Genomic DNA, 21,563 nt, shown 5'->3' with positions numbered 1-21,563 from the left:
TCAATTGAGCGCGCATGGCGCGGGCTGGCCCCGCCTTCACGCTGGCTTGACGACCATCAAATAAAAGATGGCCAGGAAGGCCAGCAGGGCTGGAAAGCCGAGCGCCACCCAGAGCCGGAAGTAGCGCCAGTAGACGGCCGGCAGCGCGGCGCCGTCGGCGGCGGCGCGGCAGGCCAGCCGCCGCAGGCGGATTTGCAGCCACAGCACCGGCAGCCAGCAGGCCACCGCGACGCCGTACAGCAGCAGCGACCAGGCCAGCCAGCGGCTGCCCAGCGGCATGCCGGCCAGGTGCGCCAGGTACAGGCCGGTGAGCGGTTGCAGCACCATCGTGGTGGCGGTGAACAGCCAGTCGGCCAGCACCACCGCGCGCGTGACGACGGCGATGGCGCGGACGTCCCGGCTGAGGCTGGTGAACAGCAGATAGAACGCCGAGCCGACACCGGTGCCGAACAGGAAGGTGGCCGACAGGATGTGCAGCACTTTGACCAGCAGGTAGTCCATCAGTGGCTTTCGTCGAGTTCCAGCAGCAAGCAGAGCGCGGCCAGCAGCGGCAGGTTTTTCAGCAGCGGGCCGTACGGGTGCAGCCAGAATTCCGGCAGTTTCCACGCGATGATGGCGCTGTAGGCGACGATCAGGGCGATCTGCGCCTGCCACAGGCGGCGCCGGCGGCGCATCAGCAGCGTGCCCAGCCCAAGCGCCAGGTCGAGCAGGGCGGCGCCGTACAGGGCGACGCTGGCCGGCGTGCCGCTCAGGCCGGTGCGCGCCAGCAGCGCGTAACTGTCGGCCACCGGGTACAGGCCCAGCGAAACGGCGGCGGTGCCCAGCCAGAGCGCCGCCAGCGACGCGCGCAGCAGCGGCAGCAGCCAGCTCAGTTTGGCTTGCAGGCGCACGCGCGGTGCCGCCGCGGGCGCGATGAATTGCGCCGGGGGCCGGGCCGGGTAGCCCAGCAGGTGGCGCAGCGTCGCCGGGCTGCCGCTGTTGCCGCGCTCGAGCATGGCCAGCGTTTCGCCGTCGAGCAGGCTGTTCGGCAGCAGCGCGCCGAACGCGGCGCCCAGGCGCACCAGCGGGCGCGGAATCGTCAGCACGCGTCCGCGCGGCAGGCCCATGGCCGCGCGCAGGGTTTGCAGGAAGTCGGTCAGCGACAACGGCTCCGGCCCGGCCAGCTCGACGCGGCCGCTGCGTGCCGGCGGTTCGGCCAGCAGCGCCATCACCGCCGCCACCAGGTCGTCGACGTGCAGCGGCTGGATGGTGTGCTCGGCGCGGCCCAGGCGCGGCAGCAGCGGCCAGCTGGCGATGCCGGTGAAGCGGCGCGCGCTGACGCCGTCGTCGCCATACACCAGCGCCGGCTGCGCCACGACGCCGCGCAGCGGCAAGGCCAGCAGGACGTCGTCGGCGCGTTTTTTCGACAGGTGGTAGCGGCTGCGCGCCCCGGCGTCGGCGCCCAGCGCGGAAATTTGCAGTACCAGCGCCACGCCGGCCGCCTCGCACGCCTGGAACAGCGCGCACGGCGCGCGCGCGTGGATGGCGTCGAAGCGCTGGCCGCCGCGTTCGCGCAGGATGCCGACGGCGTTGATCACGGCGTCGATCCGCGCCAGGCGCGGGCGCCATACCTGCGCTCGACGTCGCGGCTGAAGTCGGCCTCGATGTAGCGCAGGCCCGGCTCGGGCGCATGGGCGGCGGCGCCGCGCGCGGTCAACACCAGCGTGTGGCCGGCCGTCAGCAGCGCCGCGCGCAGGTGGCGGCCAATAAAACCGCTGGCTCCGGTGAGCAGGATACGCATCGACAAACTCCGTTTGCTTGTTTGCCGTGGGGCCAGCGCGCGGTGCGCCAGAACCGGCCTAGCGTGCGCTACACGCTGCCCGGCTATGTGATCCACCACGCCAGCGCGGTGATGTGGGCGGTGCTGTACGAGAAATGGCTTGGCGGGCGCGCCCGCGGCGCGGTGCCGGTGCTCGGCTCGGCGGCGGCGATGTCGGCGCTGGCCTGCTTCGTCGATTACAAGCTGACGCCGCAGCGGCTGCACCCCGGCTACGAGCAGCGCCTGTCGAGCGCTTCGCTGTTGCTGGTGTACGCCGCCTTCGGCCTGGGCCTGGCGCTGCCGCGCCTGCTGCCGGGGGCGGATTGGCCGCGCTGAGCGACGATGTTGTATTTTCTAATCTTGCATGGGCTGATCGGCGCGTTCGACGTGCTCTGGAACCATGAGCTGAAGGAGCGCCTGCCGTCGCAAGCTTGGGCCGCCCGCGAGCAAGGCCTGCACTGCGCGCGCGAGTCGCTGTTCGCCGCGCTGTTCATCGGTCTGGCGTGGTGGCAGTGGCATGGCGCTCCGGTCTGGCTGGTGGCGGCGCTGGTGGCCGCCGAGTTGGGCGTGACGACGCGCGACGCCGTCGTCGAGTTGCGCACGCGGGTGTTGAGCGTCAGCGAACAGCTTAGCCATGTGTTGTTGTATATCAACCTGGGCGTGTTTTTGAGCTTGCTGGTGGGCCAGTTGCGGCGCTGGCGCGGCTTGCCCGCGGCGATTGTCGCGGTCGATTAAGGCTGGCGCAGCTGGCTGCTGACGGCGCTGGGCGTGTTCGCGCTGGCGTGGAGCGTGCGCGACGGCGTCCGCGCCGCCACGCTGCGCAGGCTGCCGGCGCGGACGCCGCCGGCGGCCTGCGCGGCCCGGCATTAAGCGGCACTCATCGGCCGTGGCGCGGCTTTATTGCTGCGCGGCGATCCAGCGGTCGACTTTGCTTTCCAACAGGCTCAGCGGCAGGGTGCCGTCGCCCAGCACCACTTCGTGGAACTTCGGCAGGCTGAACTTGTCACCCAGGGCGGCGGCCGCGTGCTGGCGCAGTTCGACGATTTTCAGCGCGCCGATCTTGTAGCCCAGCGCCTGCGCCGGCCAAGCCATGTAGCGCTCGGTCTCGCTCTTGGCGCCGGCGTCGTAGCCGAGCTTGTCGCGCATGTAGGCAATGCTTTGTTCGCGCGTCCAGCCTTTGGCGTGCAGGCCGGTGTCGACCACCAGGCGGGTGGCGCGCAGCAGCTCGTCGGTCAGGTGGCCGACGTAATCGGCCGGGTTCTCGAACAGCCCCATTTCCTTGCCCAGCGTTTCGGCGTACAGCGCCCAGCCTTCGGTGAAGGCGTTGTTGCCGCCGAATTTGCGGAAGTTCGGCAAGGGCATTTCCTGTACCAGCGCCAGGTGGAAATGGTGGCCCGGCTTGCCCTCGTGCAGGAACAGCGTGGTCATGCCGCTGTTGCCGTACTGCTTGGGATCGTTGACCACCGACCAGAACACGCCCGGGCGGCTGCCGTCCGCCGCCGGCGGCGTGTAGTGGTCGGCGGCGGTGGCGCGGCTCAGTTCCGGCTCCAGGCGCAAGTCCAGCGGCGCCTTCGGCGTCAACGTGAACAGCGCCGGCAGCTTGCTGTCGAGCAGCACGTTGAGCTTGCGGTAGACGTCCAGCACTTCCTGCTCGGTGGTGAAGGGGTGGAACTTCGGCTGCGCGGCAACCCACAGCGGCAGGCCGGCGGCCGGACCGTCGTAGCCGAGCTGCGGCCCGAGCACGCTGAACTGGGCCTGGATGCGCGCCACTTCCTTCAGGCCGATGGCGTGGATCTGCTCGGGCTGCAAGGCGGTGGTGGTTTGGCTGGCGACGCGCGCCTGATACCATTCGGCGCCGCCGGGCAGGGCGCTCCAGCCGCTGCTGTCGCGGCTGGCGGGCAGGTATTCCTGTTCGATGAAGGTGGCCAGCCGGGCCAGCGCCGGCAACACCGTGGCGCCGATGACGCTGCGGTAGGCGGCGCTCAGGCGGCGCTTGTCGGCGGCGGAAAAGCGCGCCGGCAGCTTGCCGATCGGCGTGTAGTAGACGCTCTTTTCCACCGTGTCGCTGCGTAGTTTCTGGAACTGCGGCAGGGCCGATTCGACCAGCGCCTTCGGCAGCACGATGCCGCTGCGCATGCCCTGGCGCATGTTGGCGATGGCCTGGTCTATCCACGCCGGCATCTGTCCGACGCGGCTCAGGTAGGCGTCGTATTGCTGGACGCTGTTGATCGGCTGGGCGGCGTCGCCGCCGGCGTAGTTGGCCAGCGCGACCGGCACGCTGTCCATCTGGTTCAGCGGCAGCAGGTGTTCGGGGAATTTTTCAAACGTCAGCGCGCTGGCCAGTTCAAGGCCGAGGATCTCGTGGCTGATACGCTCGCCGCCGTTGAGCTGCTCCGGCTTGATCGCGGCCAGGCGCACGGCGAAGCGGCGCAGCAACGCGAACTGCCTGGCGCGCACGGCCGGCGCGATACCCATGCCCAACTGGCTGTCGAAGCGGTTGTCGCCGTTTTCCGTGGCGCCGAGCGGGTCGAAGCGGGCCTGGGCGTCGTAGTACTCGTCGGCCAGGGTGCGCAGTTGTCGCCGCGCCTTGGCCGCGCCGTTGGCAGGCGCCTGGTCGGCGCCGGCGCTTGGCGCGGCGGCGCCGGACGGCGGGGCGGCGCCGGCGCAGGCGCAGCTAAAAAGGAGGGCGGCGGTCAGCGTGCCGATTGTGCCGGCATTGAAACGATGCGTCATAAACTGCTTCCTTCGTGGGGAGTGGTGAACGTTGGCGGCAAGGATACGCCATCGGCTGCAATTTGGACAATGTTTCGATGCCCCGCGGCACGGCCCCGCGGCCTATTTCTTGCCCGCGTCGAGGCTGGCGACGAGCGCCGCCCAGTCGCCGTCCACGCTCCGGCATGGCGGGCAGGGCTGGGCGGCGATCAGCGCGCGGATGCGGGCGCCGCGCTGGGCCGTGTCCGGGTGCGACGAGATCCACGCCGGCAGCACGGCGCCGCCGTCCTTGGCGTCCGCCTCCGCCATTTTCTGGAAGAAGCTGAGCATGCCGTCCGGTTTGATATTGGCGCGCAGCAGCGCCTGGAAACCCAGCCGGTCGGCCTCGTCCTCCATGTCGCGGCTGAAGTACAGCGCGCCGGCCTGGTGCGCCAGCGTCGCCGCCACCGCGCTGACGTCGCCCACGGTCACGCTGAGCAAGGCGCCCCAGCCGAGCGAGCCGATCATTTGCTTGAGCGAATGGCGCTGTTCGATGTGCTGCACCTCGTGGGCCAGCACGGCGGCCAGCTCGGTCGGGTTGGCCGCCAGTTGCAGCAGCCCGGAATGGACCACGACGTAGCCGCCCGGCATGGCGAAGGCGTTCACCGTCGGGTCTTGCTTGACGAACCATTGGTAGCGGTAGCGCGAGCCGCGGGTCAGCTCGGCGCCGATGCGCTGCAGCGCCTGCTGCGCCGCGCCGCTGTCGAGCAGCCGGCCTTGCGAGCGCAGCTGGGCCAGCGCGAGGCGGCCCAGTTTTTCCTCGACCGAGACCGGCACTTGCCCGGCCAGCCAGCCCGCCGCGCGCGGCGCCTGCCACCACGCCAGCGCCGCCAGCAGGACGGCGCCGCCGGCCAACGCGCCCAGCCAGCGCCACACCTGGCGGCGGTTGCCGCCGCGCTGGCGCCACAGTTGCAATGGCGGCTGCAAGGCCGGCGGGGCGTCGGCCAGCAGCGTGGCGATGTCGGCCGCGGCCAGCGGTTGCAGCGCGGCCGGGGCGCCGTTGTCGTCTAGCCAGTTGAGGAACAGTTCGGGTTGTTCGAAGCCGCCGACGCTGACGATCAGCCCGGCCGGGTCGAGCGCCAGGCCGGCGGCGTCAACCAGCAGGCGGCCGCGCTCGAAGCGGGCGCCGACGATCGAGCCGGCCGGCGGGTAAGTGGCGCCGGTCAGGCGGGCTTGGAAGGTGGGCATGGCGCTCGCTCGGGGAAAAGGGTGGGGGCATTATCCCATGCCCGCCCTGTCAACCCGGTGCGACGGTGCCCGTATGGTATTTCACCCCTGACGGTTAGAACTCTTCCCATTCGTCGGCGGTTTTGGCGCCCGACGGCGCCGGCTTGGCCTTGGCCGGCGGCTTCGGCGCCGCCAACGGCGTTTTCGCCGCCGCCGGGGCGCGTGGCGGGGCGGGCCGGCGCGGCGCCGCCGGCGCGCTTGGCGTCGACCGCGCCAGGCCCGTTTCCTCCAGCTTGAACACGCTGACCACCTGCGCCAGCTTGGCGGCCTGGTCTTGCAGCGACTGCGCGGCGGCGGCCGCCTGCTCGACCAGCGCGGCGTTTTGCTGGGTGGTGTCGTCCATCTGGATGATAGTGCTGTTGACCTGGCCGATGCCCAGGCTTTGCTCCTGGCTGGCGTGGGCGATCTCGGCCATCAGGTCGGCCACCCGCTGCACCGATTGGACGATTTCCTGCATGGTCGCGCCGGCGGTGTCGACCAACTTGCTGCCGGCGTCGACCTTGGCCACCGAGTCGACGATCAAGTCCTTGATTTCCTTGGCCGCGCCGGCGCTGCGCTGGGCCAGGTTGCGCACCTCGGAGGCGACCACGGCGAAGCCGCGGCCCTGCTCGCCGGCTCTAGCCGCCTCGACGGCGGCGTTCAGCGCCAGGATGTTCGTCTGGAAGGCGATGCCGTCGATGACGCCGATGATGTCGACGATCTTGCGCGAGCTGGCGGTGATCGAACCCATCGTCTCGACCACCTGGCCGACCACGTCGCCGCCCTTGACGGCGTAGCCGGAGGCCGACACCACCAACTGGTTGGCCTGCTTGGCGTTGTCGGCGTTCTGCTTGACGGTCGAGGTCAGCTCCTCCATCGCGGCGGCGGTCTCCTCCAGGCTGGAGGCCTGCGCCTCGGTGCGGTTCGACAGGTCCAGGTTGCCGCTGGCGATTTCGCTCGACGCCGAGGCGATCAGGCCGGTGCTCTCGCGCACCTGGCCGATGGTCACGTTGAGCGAGGAGACGAAGCGGTTGAAGGCGCCGGCCAGCGCGCCGATCTCGTCCTCCGACTCGACCGTCATGCGTCGGCTCAGGTCGCCGTTGCCGCTGGCGATCTCCTCCAGCATGTGGGCGGCGCGGCTGACCGGCGCGGCGATGGCGCGGCTGATCAGGAAGATGATGAACAGGCCGACGCCGCCGCCAACCAGGCCGGCCACCAGCGCCGAGATGGTGGCCGACCTGGTGACGTTGTCGAGCACTTCGGCCTCGGGCACCTCGGCCACCACGTACAGGTTCAGCTCCGGCACGAAGGACGAGGCGACGAATTGCTTGCCGCTGGGCGCGTTGTAGGTGGTGTGGGCGAACTTGGCGCCGTTCAGCAGGGCGGCGCTGACCTTCTCGTCGAAGCCGGGCAAGTCCTTGAGCATGTGCTTGCCGTCGGCCAGCGCGGCGTCGCGGTGGATCAGCAGGCCGCCGTTGGCGCGCACCAGGTAGACGAAGCCGGACTTGCCGATCCTGTAGGCGCGGATGGTCTCGGCCAGCGACTCGACCGACAGGCCGAGGCCGGCGACGGCTTGCTTGCCCTTGGCGGTGGCGACCCGGGTGTTAATGAACAGCATGAAGGTGTTGGCGCTGGCGTCCTTGTCGAGGTCGAGCGTGTAGGGCTTGCCGCCGGCCAGGAAGCCGTAGAACCACTGGTCGCCGGCCTTGGCCTTCTCCAGCGTGCGCACCAGGCCCGCGTCGCTCAGGTACTTGCCGCTGCTGCCGGAAATCCAGAACACGCTGGCGGCCTTGTTCTTTTCCTTGAGCGCCTTGGCGTAGGCTTGCCAGGCCGGCATGCCCTCGTCCGGCAGGTCGCCGTCTTCCCAGTCGTGCAGGAAGGTGTTGTTGGCCATCGACAGCGACACCGCCAGCGGCAGCGCGATCTGGCGCTGGATGTCGTTGCGGATCTCGCCGATCTGCGCCGGCAGCTCCAGCGTGATGACGCGCTCGCGGATGTTCTGGCCCGTCATGGCCACGCTCAGCACGGAGGAGATGGCGAGGAACAGCAACAGGCACATGCCCATGCTGAGCAGCAGTTTCTTTTGGATCGACATGCGGCGCAGGAGATTCATCGAGGGTCCTGGAAGGAAGGCGGCAAAGCGCGGGGAATCCCAGTATAGACCGATTGCGGCGAGGTTCAATCCGGCGTATCCGCTCGCGTTGCACCAGAACAACGTTCGCGCCGGCGCGTTACAAATTATGTGAAATCAATTCCAGCGGCAGCGCCGTGGTGGACTTGATCTGCTCCATCGAAAAGGCCGACGAGACGCCGCTCAACTGGGCCGATTTGATCAGCTTTTTGTAGAAGGCGTCGTAGCCGCCGATGTCGGTGGTGACCACCTTCAACAGGTAGTCGACGTCGCCGCTCATGCGGTGGAATTCCTGCACCTCGGGCAGCGCCATCACGGCGGCGGCGAAGCGGCGCAGCCATTTCTCGTCGTGCTGGCCGGTGCGCACGCTGACGAACACCGTTACCGGCAGGCCGACCTTCTGGCGGTTGACGATGGCGACGCGGCGTTCGATGTAACCGTCCTCCTCGAGCCGTTTGACGCGCTTCCAGCAAGGCGTGTTGGACAGGCCGATCTTCTCGCTCAGGCCGGCGATCGACAAGGTGCCGTCGGCCTGCAGCGCGGCGAGGATCGCGCAATCGTACTTATCGAGGGGATTCATATAGTGGCTATGCAATCGAGAGAATAAACGTTCTACAGTTTAATGGTAATGCAGGGTGAATGAGTATGTTTTCACGGCTGGCGCTGGTTAAACTGTGATGGAACTTACTTGCAAGGATAACACCATGATGACCGAAATCTACCTCGACGGAAACGCCACCAGCGCCGTGCTGCCGGCCGCGCTCGCCGCCGCCGCGCAGGCGATGGCGTTCGGCTTCGGCAACCCCAGCAGCACCCACGCCACCGGCCTGCGGGCCAAGGCCATGCTGGAGGCGGTGCGCCGGCGCGCCCGCCGCGTGGTCGGCGCCGGCGCCGGCCGCCTGATGTTCAACAGCGGCGCCACCGAGGGTATCCAGACCGCCGTGCTGTCGGCGTTGTGCGCGCTGCGCGAGCGGCGCGCCGGCGGCGCCGCCATCGGCACGCTGCTGCTGTACGGCGCCACCGAGCACAAGGCCGTGCCGGAGAGCCTGGCGCACTGGAACCGCCTGCTCGGGCTGGACCTGGAACTGCGCGCGCTGCCGGTCGACGGCGACGGCCGCCACGACCTGGCGGCGCTGCGCGCGCTGGCCGGCCAGACGGCGCTGCTGTGCACCATGGCGGCCAACAACGAGACCGGCGTGGTGTCCGACCTGGACGGCATCGCCGCCGTGCTGGCCGACAGCGCCAGCGCCGCCTACTGGCTGGTCGACTGCGTGCAGGCGCTCGGCAAGCTGGCGCTGGATCTGAGCGCGACGCGCATCGACTACGCGCCGTTCTCCGGCCACAAACTGTACGCGCCGAAGGGCGTCGGCATGTTGTACGTGCGCGCCGGCGCGCCGTTCACGCCGCTCATCGTCGGCGGCGGCCAGGAGTCGGGCCAGCGCTCCGGCACCGAAAACATGGCCGGCATCGCCGCCCTCGGCGCGGTGTTGGCGGCGCTGGAGGACGGCGCCACCTTCCGCAGCCACGCCGAACTGGCGGCGATGCGCGCGCGCCTGGTGGCCAGCCTGCGCCAGGCGCTGCCCGGCATCGTCTTCAACATGCCGCTGGAACTGTCGCTGCCGACCACGCTGAACTTTTCCGTGCCGGGCGTGGCCAGCAAGGAACTGCTGGACGTGTTCGACGCCGCCGGCGTGCGCGTCAGTTCCGGCAGCGCCTGCTCGTCGGCGCAGAGCGCGCCCAGCTACGTGCTGGAGGCGATGCGCCTGCCGCGCTGGCGCAGCGGCGCGGCGATCCGCATGTCGTTCGGCCCGCACACCGACGCGGCCACCATCGCCGCCGCCTGCCGGCGCATCGAGCGTTGCGGCGCGGCGCTGCGGGCGGCCTGCCTGATGCCGTCCGGGCCGGCGGCGCCGGCGCGCGACGGCGTTATCCAGCTCGGGGCCGACGGCGCCTGCACCTGGTTGGTGACGGACGCGGCCAGCCGCAGCTGCGTCATCATCGACCCGCTGGCGGCGCTGGCCGGGCGCTTGGTTGCGTATGTGCGCCGCCACGACTACCGCGTGGCGGCGCTGCTGCACACTAGCGCGCCGCGGGACGGCGGCGCGCTGCGCGCGGCGCTGCTGGCGGAGCTGGCCGGCCGGCTCGACCCGGCCGCCGGCGCCGGCGCCGACGCCGACGCGCTGGGCTGGCCGGCCGCCGCCGCCAGCCTTGCGCTCGGCGACGGCAGCGTCTGCGCCGCGCTGGCGCTGGGGGCGCAGGCGCTGGCGCGGGTGGCGCCGGGTCCCGGCCAGGCCTACTACCTGCTGGGTGCGGCGGCCGGCGGCGTGCTGGCGCCGCCGGCGGTGCGCTTCGCCTTCACCGGCGAGCTGGCGGCGGCCGCGCTGGACGCCGCGCCGATCGACCTCGACACCTTGCTCTGTCCGGGCCGCAACGAGCAAGGCCAAGTCTGCAGCAGCCTGCGCGCCGAGCGCGGCGCGGTCGCCGCCGTCGACGCCAGCGGCGCCCAGCTGGAGCCGGCCGCGCTGGACGCCTTCCTGCGCAGCCATCCGGACGCGCTGCTGGTGGACGTGCGCGAAAGCTACGAGCACGCGGCCGGCGCCGCCGCCACCCTGGGCGGGCGCGCCGCGCTGAGCGTACCGCTGAGCCACCTGGGCGCGCACCTGGGCGACTGGCTGCGCGGCGAGCGGGTGCCGCTGGTGTTCTTTTGCCGCAGCGGCAACCGCAGCGGCAAGGCGGTCGCCTGCCTGCACCGGCTTGGCTACCCGGCCGCCTGGCATGTCAGCGGCGGCATGGCGCTGGCCGAGGCCGCGCTGACGCCGCTGGCGCTGGCCGCCTGATCCGCCGGCGCGGCGGCGCGCGGCACTGTGGTAAAAACCCCAACAATGCCGAGTATTGTTGGGTTTTTTTTATTTCCCATCGGAAAAAATTATCTTTTTTATACGCCTGCTGCGGCGTTTATGCATATCGATCCAGGAATGGTCGGCATGCGCGAACGTGAATACCGCCCCCATGCCGCTGCCGTACATTCAGGTCCGACGAGAGCGTCTTGAGACGCCGGTTGAATTCTTCTATTCCTTTAACGAGAAAGAGAGACACCTGTGGAATGTATCAAAAAAGGCAGCAAAAAACGCTTGCCGCTGTACCTGTCGGCCATCGTTGCCGCCGCCATGGCGGGGCCGCTACCGGCCGCCGCGCAGAACCAGAGTCCGAGCCAGGAACAGCAGGGCCAGTCGCAGACCGTGGCCTACCGCGGCTCGGTGCTGCACTTCCTCGACGACCCGGCCACCAGCGCGCAGCCGTACGAGTATTTCGAGGACGGCGTGTTGCTGGTCGGCGCCGACGGCAAGGTCAAGGCGGTCGGCCCGGCCGCCAGCGTGCTGGCGGCCAACCCCTATGTCTACGTGGTCGACTACACCGGCAAGCTGATCATGCCCGGTTTCATCGACAGCCACGTCCACTACCCGCAAACCGAGATGATCGGCTCGTACGGCCAGCAACTGCTGGAGTGGCTCGAAACCTACACCTTCCCGACCGAAAAGCAGTTCGCCGACAAGGCCTACGCGCAAAAAATCGCCAAGGTGTTTTTGAACGAGCTGGCCCGCAACGGCACCACCACCGCGCTGGTGTTCGGCACCGTGCACCCGCAGTCGGTGGACGCGCTGTTCGAGGAGGCCAGCGCGCGCAATATGCGCCTGATCGGCGGCAAGGTGATGATGGACCGCAACGCGCCCGACTACCTGCTCGACACCGCGCTGACGTCCTACACCGATTCCAAGGCGCTGATCCAGCGCTGGCACAACAAGGGCCGCCTGCGTTACGCGGTGACGCCGCGCTTCGCGCCGACGTCGACGCCGGAGCAGTTGACGATGGCCGGCAAGCTGCTCAAGGAGTTCCCGGACGTCTACATGCACACCCACCTGTCCGAGAACAAGGGTGAAATCGCCTGGGTGCAGGCGCTGTTCCCGGCCTCCAGCGGCTACCTCGACGTCTACAACGGCTTCGGCCTGTCGGGCAAGCGTTCGATCTACGCCCACGGCGTGCACCTGCGCGACGACGAGTTCGCGTCGCTGGCGGCGACCGGCTCGGCGGTGGCGTTTTGCCCGACCTCCAACCTGTTCCTCGGCAGCGGCCTGTTCGACCTGCAAAAGGCCGAGCAGTACAAGGTCAAGGTCGGCCTGGGCAGCGACGTCGGCGCCGGCACCAGTTTTTCGGCGCTGCGCACCATGGGCGAGGCCTACAAGGTCAGCCAGTTGCACAAGGCCTATGTGGACAACCCGGACCAGCGCCATCCGCTGACTTCGCTGAAGGCCTTTTACCTGGCCACGCTGGGCGCCGCCAAGGCGCTCGACCTGGACGACAAGGTCGGCAGCTTCCGCGCCGGCAGGGAAGCCGACTTCATCGTCGTCAATCCGAACGCCACCGACCTGATGCGTCTGCGCATGCAGCGCGCCGCCAGCGTCGAGGACAAGTTGTTCGTGCTGCAAACCCTGGGCGACGACCGGAATGTCGAAAAAACCTATGTGATGGGTAAGCGCTGGGCCGTCAGCACGGGCGGCACGACGAACTATTCGTCGAACTGAGTGCCGTAGGTCGGATGCGCGCAAGGCGTCAGCCGACGCCGGGCCGCCGCCGACGCCGGTCGGGTTTGCCCCACGCCGTGTAACAGCGGAGGGCAAACCCGGCCTGCGAAAATCACATCGCGCCCCGCTATTTCCACTGCCCAACTATTCCGCCTTAAAACGCCTGTCGCGCCGTTTTTTATTGCCCGTGTGACTGCAATGCGCCTCTTATGTTCGTTAACGCACAGTGGCGATCGGTGCCGGCACTTAGGATGCAGAAGAGAACTCCCCTCCATAACTAACATCGCCGCACCCATGGCGCGTGCCGGCGGTGCCGCGTCCCCGTGCGCGAACCTAGCGAGGTTCATGTTGAAACAATATATCACCCGATTGGCCGATCAATTCGCCGCATGGCGCGTCGCCGCCGGCGCGGCCGCGCCGGCCGGCGGCGACGCCGACGACGCCCTGCCGCTGCGCTCCGAACTGTTCAGCGCGATGCAGATGGCGGCGCACGGCAAGACGCTGGCGGCCGGCCACCAGCTCGGCCGGCGCGGCGGCAGCGACCGCCTGCTGGCGCGGCTGGCCGCCAACGCCACCCTGATCACCGAGACCGTCAACGAGCTGACCGCCGCCGTCAAGGGCGGGCGCCAGGTGACGCCGGCGTCCGAATGGCTGCTGGATAACTTCTACCTGATCGAGGAGCAGATCCGCACCGCCAAGCGGCACCTGCCGAAGGACTACAGCAAGGAGTTGCCGCGCCTGGGCGGCGCCGACGGCTGCCCGCGGGTCTACCGGATCGCGCTGGAGATCATTTCGCACGGCGACGGCCGGGTCGACCCGGAGAGCCTGCGCCATTTCGTCGAGGCCTACCAGGACGTCGCCACGCTCAGCCTGGGCGAGTTGTGGGCGATTCCCATCATGCTGCGCCTGGCGCTGATCGAGAACCTGCGCCGGGTCGCCGCGCGGGTGGCCGACAACCGCCGCCAGCGCGACCTGGCCAACAGCTGGGCCGACCAGATGACCGAGGTCGCCGAGCGCAATCCCAGCGGCCTGATTTTGCTGGTGGCCGACATGGCGCGCTCGAACCCGCCCATCACCAGCGCCTTCGTGGCCGAGCTGGCGCGGCGCCTGCAGGGCCAGGGCCCGGCGCTGACGCTGGCGCTGTCCTGGGTCACGCACCGGCTGGCCGAGAGCGGCCAGACCATCGAGCAGCAGATCCAGAACGAGATCCAGCAGCAGGCCGGCGACCAGGTCTCGGTCGCCAACAGCATCGGCAGCCTGCGCTTCCTCGGCACCATGGACTGGCAAGAGTTCGTCGAGTCGATGAGCGTCGTCGAGCAGAGCCTGCGCTGCGACCCGGCCGGGGTCTACGCCAGCATGGACTTCGCCACCCGCGACCAGTACCGCCACGTCATCGAACGCATTGCCAAGCGCAGCCCGGCCAGCGAGGTCGAGGTCGCCGAGATGGCGCTGCAACTGGCGCGCAACCACGGCGCCGGCGCCGACCCGCGCACCGGCCACGTCGGCTTCTACCTGGTCGGCGGCGGCTTGCTGGTGCTGGAAAAACAGGCCGGCGTGCGCCTGCCGCCGCTGGAGGCGCTGCAGCGCACCGGCCGCGCCGCGCCGCTGGCGGTGTACCTGGGCAGCGTGGCGGCGCTGACCACGGTGGTCAGCGCGCTGCTGCTGGAACGCGCCGTGCGCCACGGCGTGCACGGTTGGGTGCTGGCGGCGCTGGCGCTGCTGACCGTGCTGGCCGCCAGCCAGTTCGCGCTGGCGCTGGTGAACTGGCTGGCGACGCTGTGCACCACGCCGCACCCGCTGCCGCGGATGGATTTCCGCGCCGGCATCCCGGCCGGCGCCGGCGCCGTGGTGGCGCTGCCCAGCCTGGTCTACAGCGAGGCCAACGTCGACCAGTTGTGCGAGGGCATGGAGGTGCGCTTCCTGGCCAACCGCGACCCCTTGCTGCGCTTTTGCCTGCTGACCGACCTGGCCGACGCGCCCGAGGCGGTGATGCCGGACGACGCCGCGCTGCTGCGGCGCCTGCGCGAGCGCGTCGCCGCCCTCAACGACAAGTACCGCGGCGACGGCGCCGGCGCGCCGTTCCTGCTGCTGCACCGGCCGCGCCTGTGGAATCCGCAGCAGCGCTGCTGGATGGGCCAGGAGCGCAAGCGCGGCAAACTGTCCGACCTGAACCGCTTCATGCGCGGCGGCGCGCGCGACAAGTTCGCGCTGGTCGAGGGCGACACCGAGGGCCTGGCCGAGCTGCGCTACGTGATCACGCTCGACACCGACACCCAGTTGCCGCGCGACGCCGCGCGCCTGTTCATCGCCACCATGATGCATCCGCTGAACCGGCCGGTGCTGGACCCGTCCGGGCGCCGCGTGCTGGCCGGCTACGGCATCCTGCAACCGCGCGTGGCGGTCAGCCTGCCGGGCGCCAACGCCTCGCGCTACGAGCAGTTGTGCGGCGGCGAGCCGGGCATCGACCCCTACACCCGCACCGTCTCGGACCTGTACCAGGACGTCTTCCACGAAGGCTCGTTCATCGGCAAGGGCATCTACGACGTCGACACCTGGGAGCGCGTGCTGGGCGAGCGCCTGCCCGACAACCGCATCCTCAGCCACGACCTGCTGGAGGGCTGCTACCTGCGCGCCGGCCTGCTCAGCGACGCCCAGTTGTACGAGGAATACCCGGCGCGCTATTGCGACGACGTCAGCCGGCGCCAGCGCTGGATCCGCGGCGACTGGCAGTTGTTCGGCTGGCTGCTGCCGCGGGTGCCCGGGCGCGCCGGCAAGCGCGAGCCGAACCCGCTGTCGGCGCTGTCGCGCTGGAAGCTGTTCGACAACCTGCGCCGCAGCCTGGTGGCGCCGGCGCTGACGCTGGGCCTGCTGCTGGCCTGGACCATGCTGCCCAACCCGGCCTTCTGGTGCGGCGCGCTGTTCGGCGTGATCTTCGTGCCGCCGCTGGCGGCGGCGCTGTACGACCTGGCGCGCAAGCCGCGCGACACGCTGTGGCGCCAGCACCTGGCGGGCTGGGAACGCCGCTGCGGCCTGCAGTTTTCGCACGCCATGCTGACGCTGGTGTTCCTGCCCTACGAGGCCTGGTTCAGCCTGGACGCCATCCTGCGCACGCTGTGGCGCCTGAACCTTTCGCACCAGCACCTGCTGGAGTGGCGCGCCTCGGCGCTGGCGCGCTGCGGCAGCGGCCTGGCCGGCAACTGGCGCGCGATGTGGGCTTCGCCGCTGCTGGCGCTGGCCACCGGCGCCGCGCTGCTGGCCTGGCGCCCGTCCGCCTTCCCGTTGGCCGCCGCGCTGCTGTTGCTGTGGATGCTGGCGCCGGCGATCGGCTGGTGGATCAGCCGCCCGATCGAACGCGAAGTGGCGCGCCTGAGCGCCGAACAGCACCAGTTCCTGCACACGGTGGCGCGCAAGACCTGGGCCTTTTTCGACACCTTCGTCGGCCCGCAGGGCAACTGGCTGCCGCCGGATAACATGCAGGAGCATCCGCTGGCGGTGGTTGCCTACCGCACCTCGCCGACCAACATGGGGCTGGCGCTGCTGGCCAACCTGAGCGCCTACGACTTCGGCTATATCGGCGCCGGCGAGCTGCTGCAGCGCTGCGACAACACGCTGCGCTCGATGGCCGCGCTGGAGCGCCACCAGGGCCACTTCTACAACTGGTACGACATCCAGAGCCTGCAACCGCTGCAGCCGGTGTATATTTCCACCGTCGACAGCGGCAACCTGGCCGGCCACCTGCTGACCTTGCAGCCCGGCCTGGTCGCGCTGCTCGACGCCCCCATCGTCGCGCCGCAACTGGCCGACGGCATCGCCACCACCCTGCGCGTGCTGGGCGAGCACGCCGCCGCGGCCGCCAACCCCGCGCTGCTGGCGGCGCTGGAGGCGCTGCAGCAGCACCTGGCGCCGCTGCGTCCGCTGTATCCATCCAACCTGCCCGAGTGGCACGCCTACCTGGGCCAGGCGAGCGAGGCGGCCGCGCGCTGCGTGCCGCTGGCCCAGGGCGGCGACGACCCGGCCCTGGCAATGTGGGCCGAGGCGCTGGCGCGGCAATGCCGCGTGGCGCTGGCCGAGCTGCTGGAACTGGCGCCGTGGCTGGCGCTGGCCTCGACCAATCTGTTCGACGCCAGCCTGGTGCGGGTGCCGACGCTGCGCGAACTGGCCGCCATGGCCGGCGGCGCCGGCGCCGGCGATGCGCCGCCGGACGAGCCCCAGCGCCACGGCCAACTGGCCGAACTGGTGGCGCGGGGCGCCGCCGCCGCCGCCGCGCGCATGCGCCTGGTGGCCGCGCTGGCCGGGCAGGCGCGCGACTTCGCCCAGGTCGACTACCGCTTCCTGTACAACGCCGCCACCAAGCTGCTGGCGATCGGCTACAACGTCGGCGAGCGCCGCCTCGACGCCAGCTATTACGACCTGCTGGCCTCCGAGGTGCGCCTCGCCAGTTTCGTCGCCATCGCCCAGGGCCAGCTGCCGCAGGAGCACTGGTTCGCGCTGGGCCGCCAGTTGTGCATGGTGGCCGGCCAGCCGGTGCTGCTGTCGTGGAGCGGCTCGATGTTCGAGTACCTGATGCCGCTGCTGGTGATGCCGAACTATCCGTACACCCTGCTCGACCAGACCTACCATTCGGTGATCGAGGCGCAGATCGACTACGGCCGCCAGCGCGACGTGCCGTGGGGGATTTCCGAGTCCGGCTACCACACCGTCGACGCCAACCTGAACTACCAATACCGCGCCTTCGGCGTGCCGGGCCTGGGCCTGAAGCGCGGCCTGGCCGACGACCTGGTGGTGGCGCCCTACGCCAGCATGCTGGGCCTGATGGTGCAGCCGGAGGCGGCCTGCCAGAACATGCAGCGCATGCAGGCGGCCGGCTTCATGGGCCGCTACGGCTTCTACGAGGCGGTCGACTACACGCCGGCGCGGCTGCCGCGCGGCCAGAGCTGCGCGGTGATCCGCTCGTTCATGGTGCACCACCAGGGCATGGGCCTGCTGGCCCTGAGCTACCTGCTGCACGACCGGCCGATGCAGCGCCGCTTCGAGTCCGACCCGTTGCTGCAGTCGGCGCTGCTGGTGCTGCAGGAGCGCACCCCGCAGGTCGGCGCGTTCTACTCCAACAGCGCCGAGCTGGCCGATTTGCGCGTCGGCGCCGCCGAACAGAGCGCGCCGATGCGCGCGCTGACGCTGCACAGCGGCGCCATGCCGGAGACGCAATTGCTGTCGAACGGCCGCTACCACGTGATGGTGACCAGCGCCGGCGGCGGCTACAGCCGCTGGAAGGACCTGGCCGTGACGCGCTGGCGCGAGGACGGCACGCGCGACAACTGGGGCAGCTTCTGCTACCTGCGCGACCTCGACGACGGCAGCTTCTGGTCCAACACCTACCAGCCGACGCTGGTCGAGCCGAAGAAGTACGAGGTGATCTTCTCCGAGGGCCGCGCCGAGTTCCGCCGCTCCGACAAGGGGCTCGACCTGTACACCGAAATCGTGGTCTCGCCGGAGGACGACATCGAAATGCGGCGGACCCGCATCACGAATAAATCCGAGCGGCGCCGGCGCATCGAAATCACCAGCTACAGCGAAGTGGTGATGGCGCCGCCGGCGGCCGACGCGGCCCACCCGGCGTTCAGCAAGCTGTTCGTGCAAAGCGAAATCCTGCGCGACGAGAACGCCATCCTGTGCAGCCGCCGGCCGCGCTCGAAGGACGAGCAGGCGCCGTGGTTGCTGCACCAGATGACCCTGCACGACGCGGCCGCCGACGCGGTCTCGTTCGAAACCGACCGCGCCGCCTTCATCGGCCGCGGCGGCAACGCCCAGGCGCCGTGGGCGCTGCGCGCGCCGCTGGCCGAAGCCGCGCTGGCCGGCGCCGAGGGCTCGGTGCTCGACCCGGTGCTGGCGATCCGCTACAGCATCACGCTGGAGCCGCACCAGTGCGCCACCATCGACGTCGTCACCGGCGTGTGCGACACGCGCGAGGCGGCGCTGCACCTGGTCGACAAGTACCAGGACCGCCACCTGGCCGACCGCGTCTTCGAACTGGCCTGGACCCACAGCCAGGTGGTGCTGCGCCAGCTCAACGCCAGCGAGGCCGACGCCCAGTTGTACGGCCGCCTGGCCAACAGCGTGATCTACCCGAACGCCTCGCTGCGGGCCGACGCCAGCATCCTGATCAAGAACCAGCGCGGCCAGTCCGGCCTGTGGGCCTACGCCATCTCCGGCGACCTGCCCATCGTGCTGCTGCAGATCAAGGACCCGGCCAACATCGAGTTGGCGCGCCAGCTGGTGCAGGCGCACGCCTACTGGCGCCTGAAGGGGCTGGTGGTCGACCTGGTGATCTGGTACGAGGACCAGTCCGGCTACCGGCAACTGCTGCACGAACAGATCATGGGCTTGATTTCGTCCGGCATCGACGCCCAGTCGATCGACCGGCCGGGCGGCATCTTCGTGCGCCTGGCCGACCAGATCGCCAACGAGGACCGCATCCTGCTGCAATCGGTGGCGCGGGTGGTGCTGAGCGACAGCCGCGGCACGCTGGCCGAGCAGATCAAGCGACCCGGCCCGGTTGCGCTGCGCACGCCGCCGCTGATCCCGGACGGGCGCGCCGAGGCCTACCCGGTAGCGCCGGCGGCCAAGCCGGCGCTGATCCTGGGCAACGGCCAGGGCGGCTTCACGCCCGACGGCACCGAATACGTGATCACGCTGGAGCAGGGCCAGCAGACGCCGGCGCCGTGGTCGAACGTGCTGGCCAACGCCCAGTTCGGCAGCGTCGTCTCGGAAAGCGGCCAGGCCTACACCTGGAACGAGAACGCCCATGAATTCCGCCTGACGCCGTGGCACAACGACCCGGTCTCGGACGGCAGCGGCGAGGCCTTCTACCTGCGCGACGAGCACAGCGGCCGATTCTGGTCGCCCAGCGCGCTGCCGGCGCGCGGCAGCGGCGCCTACACCACGCGGCACGGCTTCGGCTACAGCGTGTTCGAGCACAGCGAGGCCGGCCTGCACTCGCAACTGACGACCTACGTGGCGCTGGACGCCGCCGTCAAATACGCGGTGCTGAAGGTGCGCAACGACTCGGCGGCGCCGCGGCGCCTGTCGGCCACCGGCTACGTCGAATGGGTGCTGGGCGACCTGCGCGCCAAGTCGACCATGCACGTCGTCACCGAGGTCGACGCCGTCAGCGGCGCGCTGTTCGCGCGCAACGCCTACAACACCGAATTCTCGGGCCGGGTCGGCTTCTTCCACGCCGACGGCGCCGGCCGCAGCGTGACCTGCGACCGCAACGAATTCATCGGCCGCAACGGCAGCCTGGCCAACCCGGCCGCGCTGCGCCGGCTGCGCCTGTCGGGCAAGTGCGGCAGCGGGCTGGACCCGTGCGCGGCGATCCAGGTGCCGTTCGAACTGCTGCCGGGCCAGGAGCGCGAGATCGTCTTCGTGCTCGGCGTCGGCGGGCGCCGCAACGCCGACGCCAGCAGCCTGGTGGCGCGCCACCAGGGCGCCGGCAACGCCCGCGACGAACTGGCGCGGGTGCGCGCGCACTGGCAGCGCACGCTCGGCGCGGTGCAGATCGCCACGCCCGACCCGGCGCTCGACGTGCTGGCCAACGGCTGGCTGATGTACCAGACCATCGCCTGCCGCCTGTGGGCGCGCAGCGGCTACTACCAGTCCGGCGGCGCGTTCGGCTTCCGCGACCAGCTGCAAGACGCGATGGCGATGGTGCACACCGCGCCGCAACTGCTGCGCGAGCACTTGCTGCTGTGCGCGCGCCACCAGTTCGTCGAAGGCGACGTGCAGCACTGGTGGCACCCGCCGTCCGACCGCGGCGTGCGCACGCACTGCTCGGACGACTACCTGTGGCTGCCGCTGGCGGCCTGCCGCTACATCGAGGCCACCGGCGACACCGAGGTGCTGGCCGAGGTGGCGCCCTTCCTCGAAGGCCGCGCCGTCAAGCCGGACGAGGACTCCTATTACGACCTGCCGGGCCGCTCCGGCCAGAGCGCCGACCTGTACGAACATTGCGTGCGGGCGCTGCGCCACGGCTTGCGCTTCGGCGTCCACGGCTTGCCGCTGATCGGCTCGTGCGACTGGAACGACGGCATGGACAAGGTCGGCGAGCACGGCAAGGGCGAGAGCGTCTGGCTGGCCTTCTTCCTGTACCAGGTGCTGCAACGCTTCGCCGGCGTGGCCACGCGCCGCGGCGACGCCACCTTCGCCGACCTGTGCCGCGAGGAGTCGCTGAAGCTGGCCGCCAACGTCGAGCTGCACGCCTGGGACGGCGAATGGTACCGGCGCGCCTATTTCGACGACGGCACGCCGCTCGGTTCGCACCTGAACGACGAGTGCCAGATCGACTCGATCTCGCAAAGCTGGGGCGTGCTGTCGGGCGCGGCCGACCCTGCGCGGGCGCGCGGCGCGATGGCCCAGGTCGACGCCCGCCTGGTGCGGCGCGACGCCGGCCTGGTGCAATTGCTCGACCCGCCGTTTGACAAGGGCGTGATGAACCCAGGCTACATCCGCGGCTACGTGCCGGGGGTGCGCGAAAACGGCGGCCAGTACACCCACGCGGCGATCTGGACCGCGATGGCCTTCGCCAAAATGGGCGACGGCGAGCGCGCCTGGGAACTGCTGCGCATGATCAACCCGGTACGCCACGGCGGCAGCGCCGCCGGCAGCGCGCGCTACAAGGTCGAGCCCTACGTGGTGGCGGCCGACGTTTACGCGGTGGCGCCGCACGTCGGCCGCGGCGGCTGGACCTGGTACACCGGCTCGTCGGGCTGGATGTACCGGCTGGTGCTTGAATCGCTGCTGGGGGTGACGCTGGAGGCGGGCGCGCTGACGCTGGCGCCGCTGCTGCCGGCCGACTGGGACGGCTTCACGCTGCGCTACCGCCACGGCGCCAGCGTCTACGTGATCCGCGTCGAGCCGGCCGGTGGGCGCCCGCTTGGGCTGACGGTGGACGGCGCGGCGCAGCCGGACGGCAGCATCGCCTTGCTCGACGACGGGCGCGAGCACGCGGTCGAGCTGCTGCTGGCGCGCGGTTAAAGGGCCGCCCGCGGCCGTTCAGTCGGCGCGGTTGCCTTACGTCGGGTTAGCCCGCCAGGGCGTAACC

12 protein-coding genes are annotated in these 21,563 nt (G+C 70.2%); 5 read left to right on the top strand and 7 right to left on the bottom strand.

What is annotated here, in order from left to right:
• Positions 1-36: 36 nt before the first annotated feature.
• From JANGC3_RS0118030 to JANGC3_RS33880, 3 genes are read right to left on the bottom strand one after another with little or no spacing between them, the layout of a single operon-like run.
• Positions 37-501, bottom strand: coding sequence for a DUF2269 family protein (locus tag JANGC3_RS0118030; protein WP_017877891.1), 465 nt, complete (start codon positions 499-501; stop codon positions 37-39).
• Complete coding sequence (locus JANGC3_RS29570; protein WP_017877890.1) at positions 501-1,577, bottom strand: SDR family oxidoreductase; 1,077 nt, start codon at positions 1,575-1,577, stop codon at positions 501-503. Before JANGC3_RS29570 ends, JANGC3_RS0118030 begins: the two co-directional genes overlap by 1 nt.
• Entirely contained in the window at positions 1,574-1,780 is a 207-nt protein-coding gene (locus JANGC3_RS33880) for an NAD-dependent epimerase/dehydratase family protein (RefSeq protein WP_081611908.1), read from the bottom strand. Before JANGC3_RS33880 ends, JANGC3_RS29570 begins: the two co-directional genes overlap by 4 nt.
• Positions 1,781-1,843: 63 nt before the next feature.
• Here JANGC3_RS33880 and JANGC3_RS29565 point away from each other — a divergent pair, with 63 nt between their 5' ends.
• Both JANGC3_RS29565 and JANGC3_RS29560 read left to right on the top strand, forming a co-directional pair.
• A complete protein-coding gene (locus tag JANGC3_RS29565; RefSeq protein ID WP_157406722.1) occupies positions 1,844-2,134 on the top strand; it encodes a hypothetical protein in 291 nt (96 codons plus the stop codon).
• Between the two features lie 6 nt (positions 2,135-2,140).
• Positions 2,141-2,533, top strand: coding sequence for a hypothetical protein (locus JANGC3_RS29560; protein WP_157406719.1), 393 nt, complete (start codon positions 2,141-2,143; stop codon positions 2,531-2,533).
• A gap of 162 nt (positions 2,534-2,695) precedes the next feature.
• Here JANGC3_RS29560 and JANGC3_RS0118005 read toward each other — a convergent pair whose 3' ends face one another.
• The 4 genes from JANGC3_RS0118005 to JANGC3_RS0117990 all read right to left on the bottom strand — a co-directional run bounded on the left by JANGC3_RS0118005 (position 2,696) and on the right by JANGC3_RS0117990 (position 8,466).
• Positions 2,696-4,531, bottom strand: a complete 1,836-nt coding sequence (locus tag JANGC3_RS0118005; RefSeq protein ID WP_017877886.1) for a DUF885 domain-containing protein — start codon at positions 4,529-4,531, stop codon at positions 2,696-2,698.
• Positions 4,532-4,633: 102 nt separating this feature from the next.
• Complete coding sequence (locus JANGC3_RS30895; RefSeq protein WP_017877885.1) at positions 4,634-5,737, bottom strand: M48 family metallopeptidase; 1,104 nt, start codon at positions 5,735-5,737, stop codon at positions 4,634-4,636.
• A 94-nt stretch (positions 5,738-5,831) separates the two neighbouring features.
• Positions 5,832-7,868: a methyl-accepting chemotaxis protein gene (locus JANGC3_RS0117995; protein ID WP_017877884.1), complete on the bottom strand. Its 2,037-nt coding sequence runs from the start codon at positions 7,866-7,868 to the stop codon at positions 5,832-5,834.
• A 118-nt stretch (positions 7,869-7,986) separates the two neighbouring features.
• Positions 7,987-8,466 carry an Lrp/AsnC family transcriptional regulator gene (locus JANGC3_RS0117990; protein WP_017877883.1) on the bottom strand — a complete coding sequence of 160 codons (480 nt, stop codon included), beginning with the start codon at positions 8,464-8,466 and terminating at the stop codon, positions 7,987-7,989.
• A gap of 124 nt (positions 8,467-8,590) precedes the next feature.
• Here JANGC3_RS0117990 and JANGC3_RS0117985 point away from each other — a divergent pair, with 124 nt between their 5' ends.
• The 3 genes from JANGC3_RS0117985 (at position 8,591) to JANGC3_RS0117970 (ending at position 21,496) form a co-directional block, all read left to right on the top strand.
• A complete protein-coding gene (locus JANGC3_RS0117985; protein ID WP_035788808.1) occupies positions 8,591-10,723 on the top strand; it encodes an aminotransferase class V-fold PLP-dependent enzyme in 2,133 nt (710 codons plus the stop codon).
• Positions 10,724-10,984: 261 nt separating this feature from the next.
• Positions 10,985-12,466 (top strand): guanine deaminase, encoded by a 1,482-nt coding sequence (gene guaD, locus JANGC3_RS0117975; protein WP_017877880.1) that lies wholly within the window; start codon positions 10,985-10,987, stop codon positions 12,464-12,466.
• Positions 12,467-12,811: 345 nt separating this feature from the next.
• Positions 12,812-21,496 (top strand): GH36-type glycosyl hydrolase domain-containing protein, encoded by an 8,685-nt coding sequence (locus JANGC3_RS0117970; RefSeq protein WP_081611907.1) that lies wholly within the window; start codon positions 12,812-12,814, stop codon positions 21,494-21,496.
• Positions 21,497-21,563 lie beyond the last annotated feature (67 nt).

This window comes from Janthinobacterium sp. CG3 (assembly GCF_000344615.1).
Lineage (GTDB): Bacteria > Pseudomonadota > Gammaproteobacteria > Burkholderiales > Burkholderiaceae_D > Janthinobacterium.
This window is presented reverse-complemented; position numbering and strand designations above follow the sequence as displayed.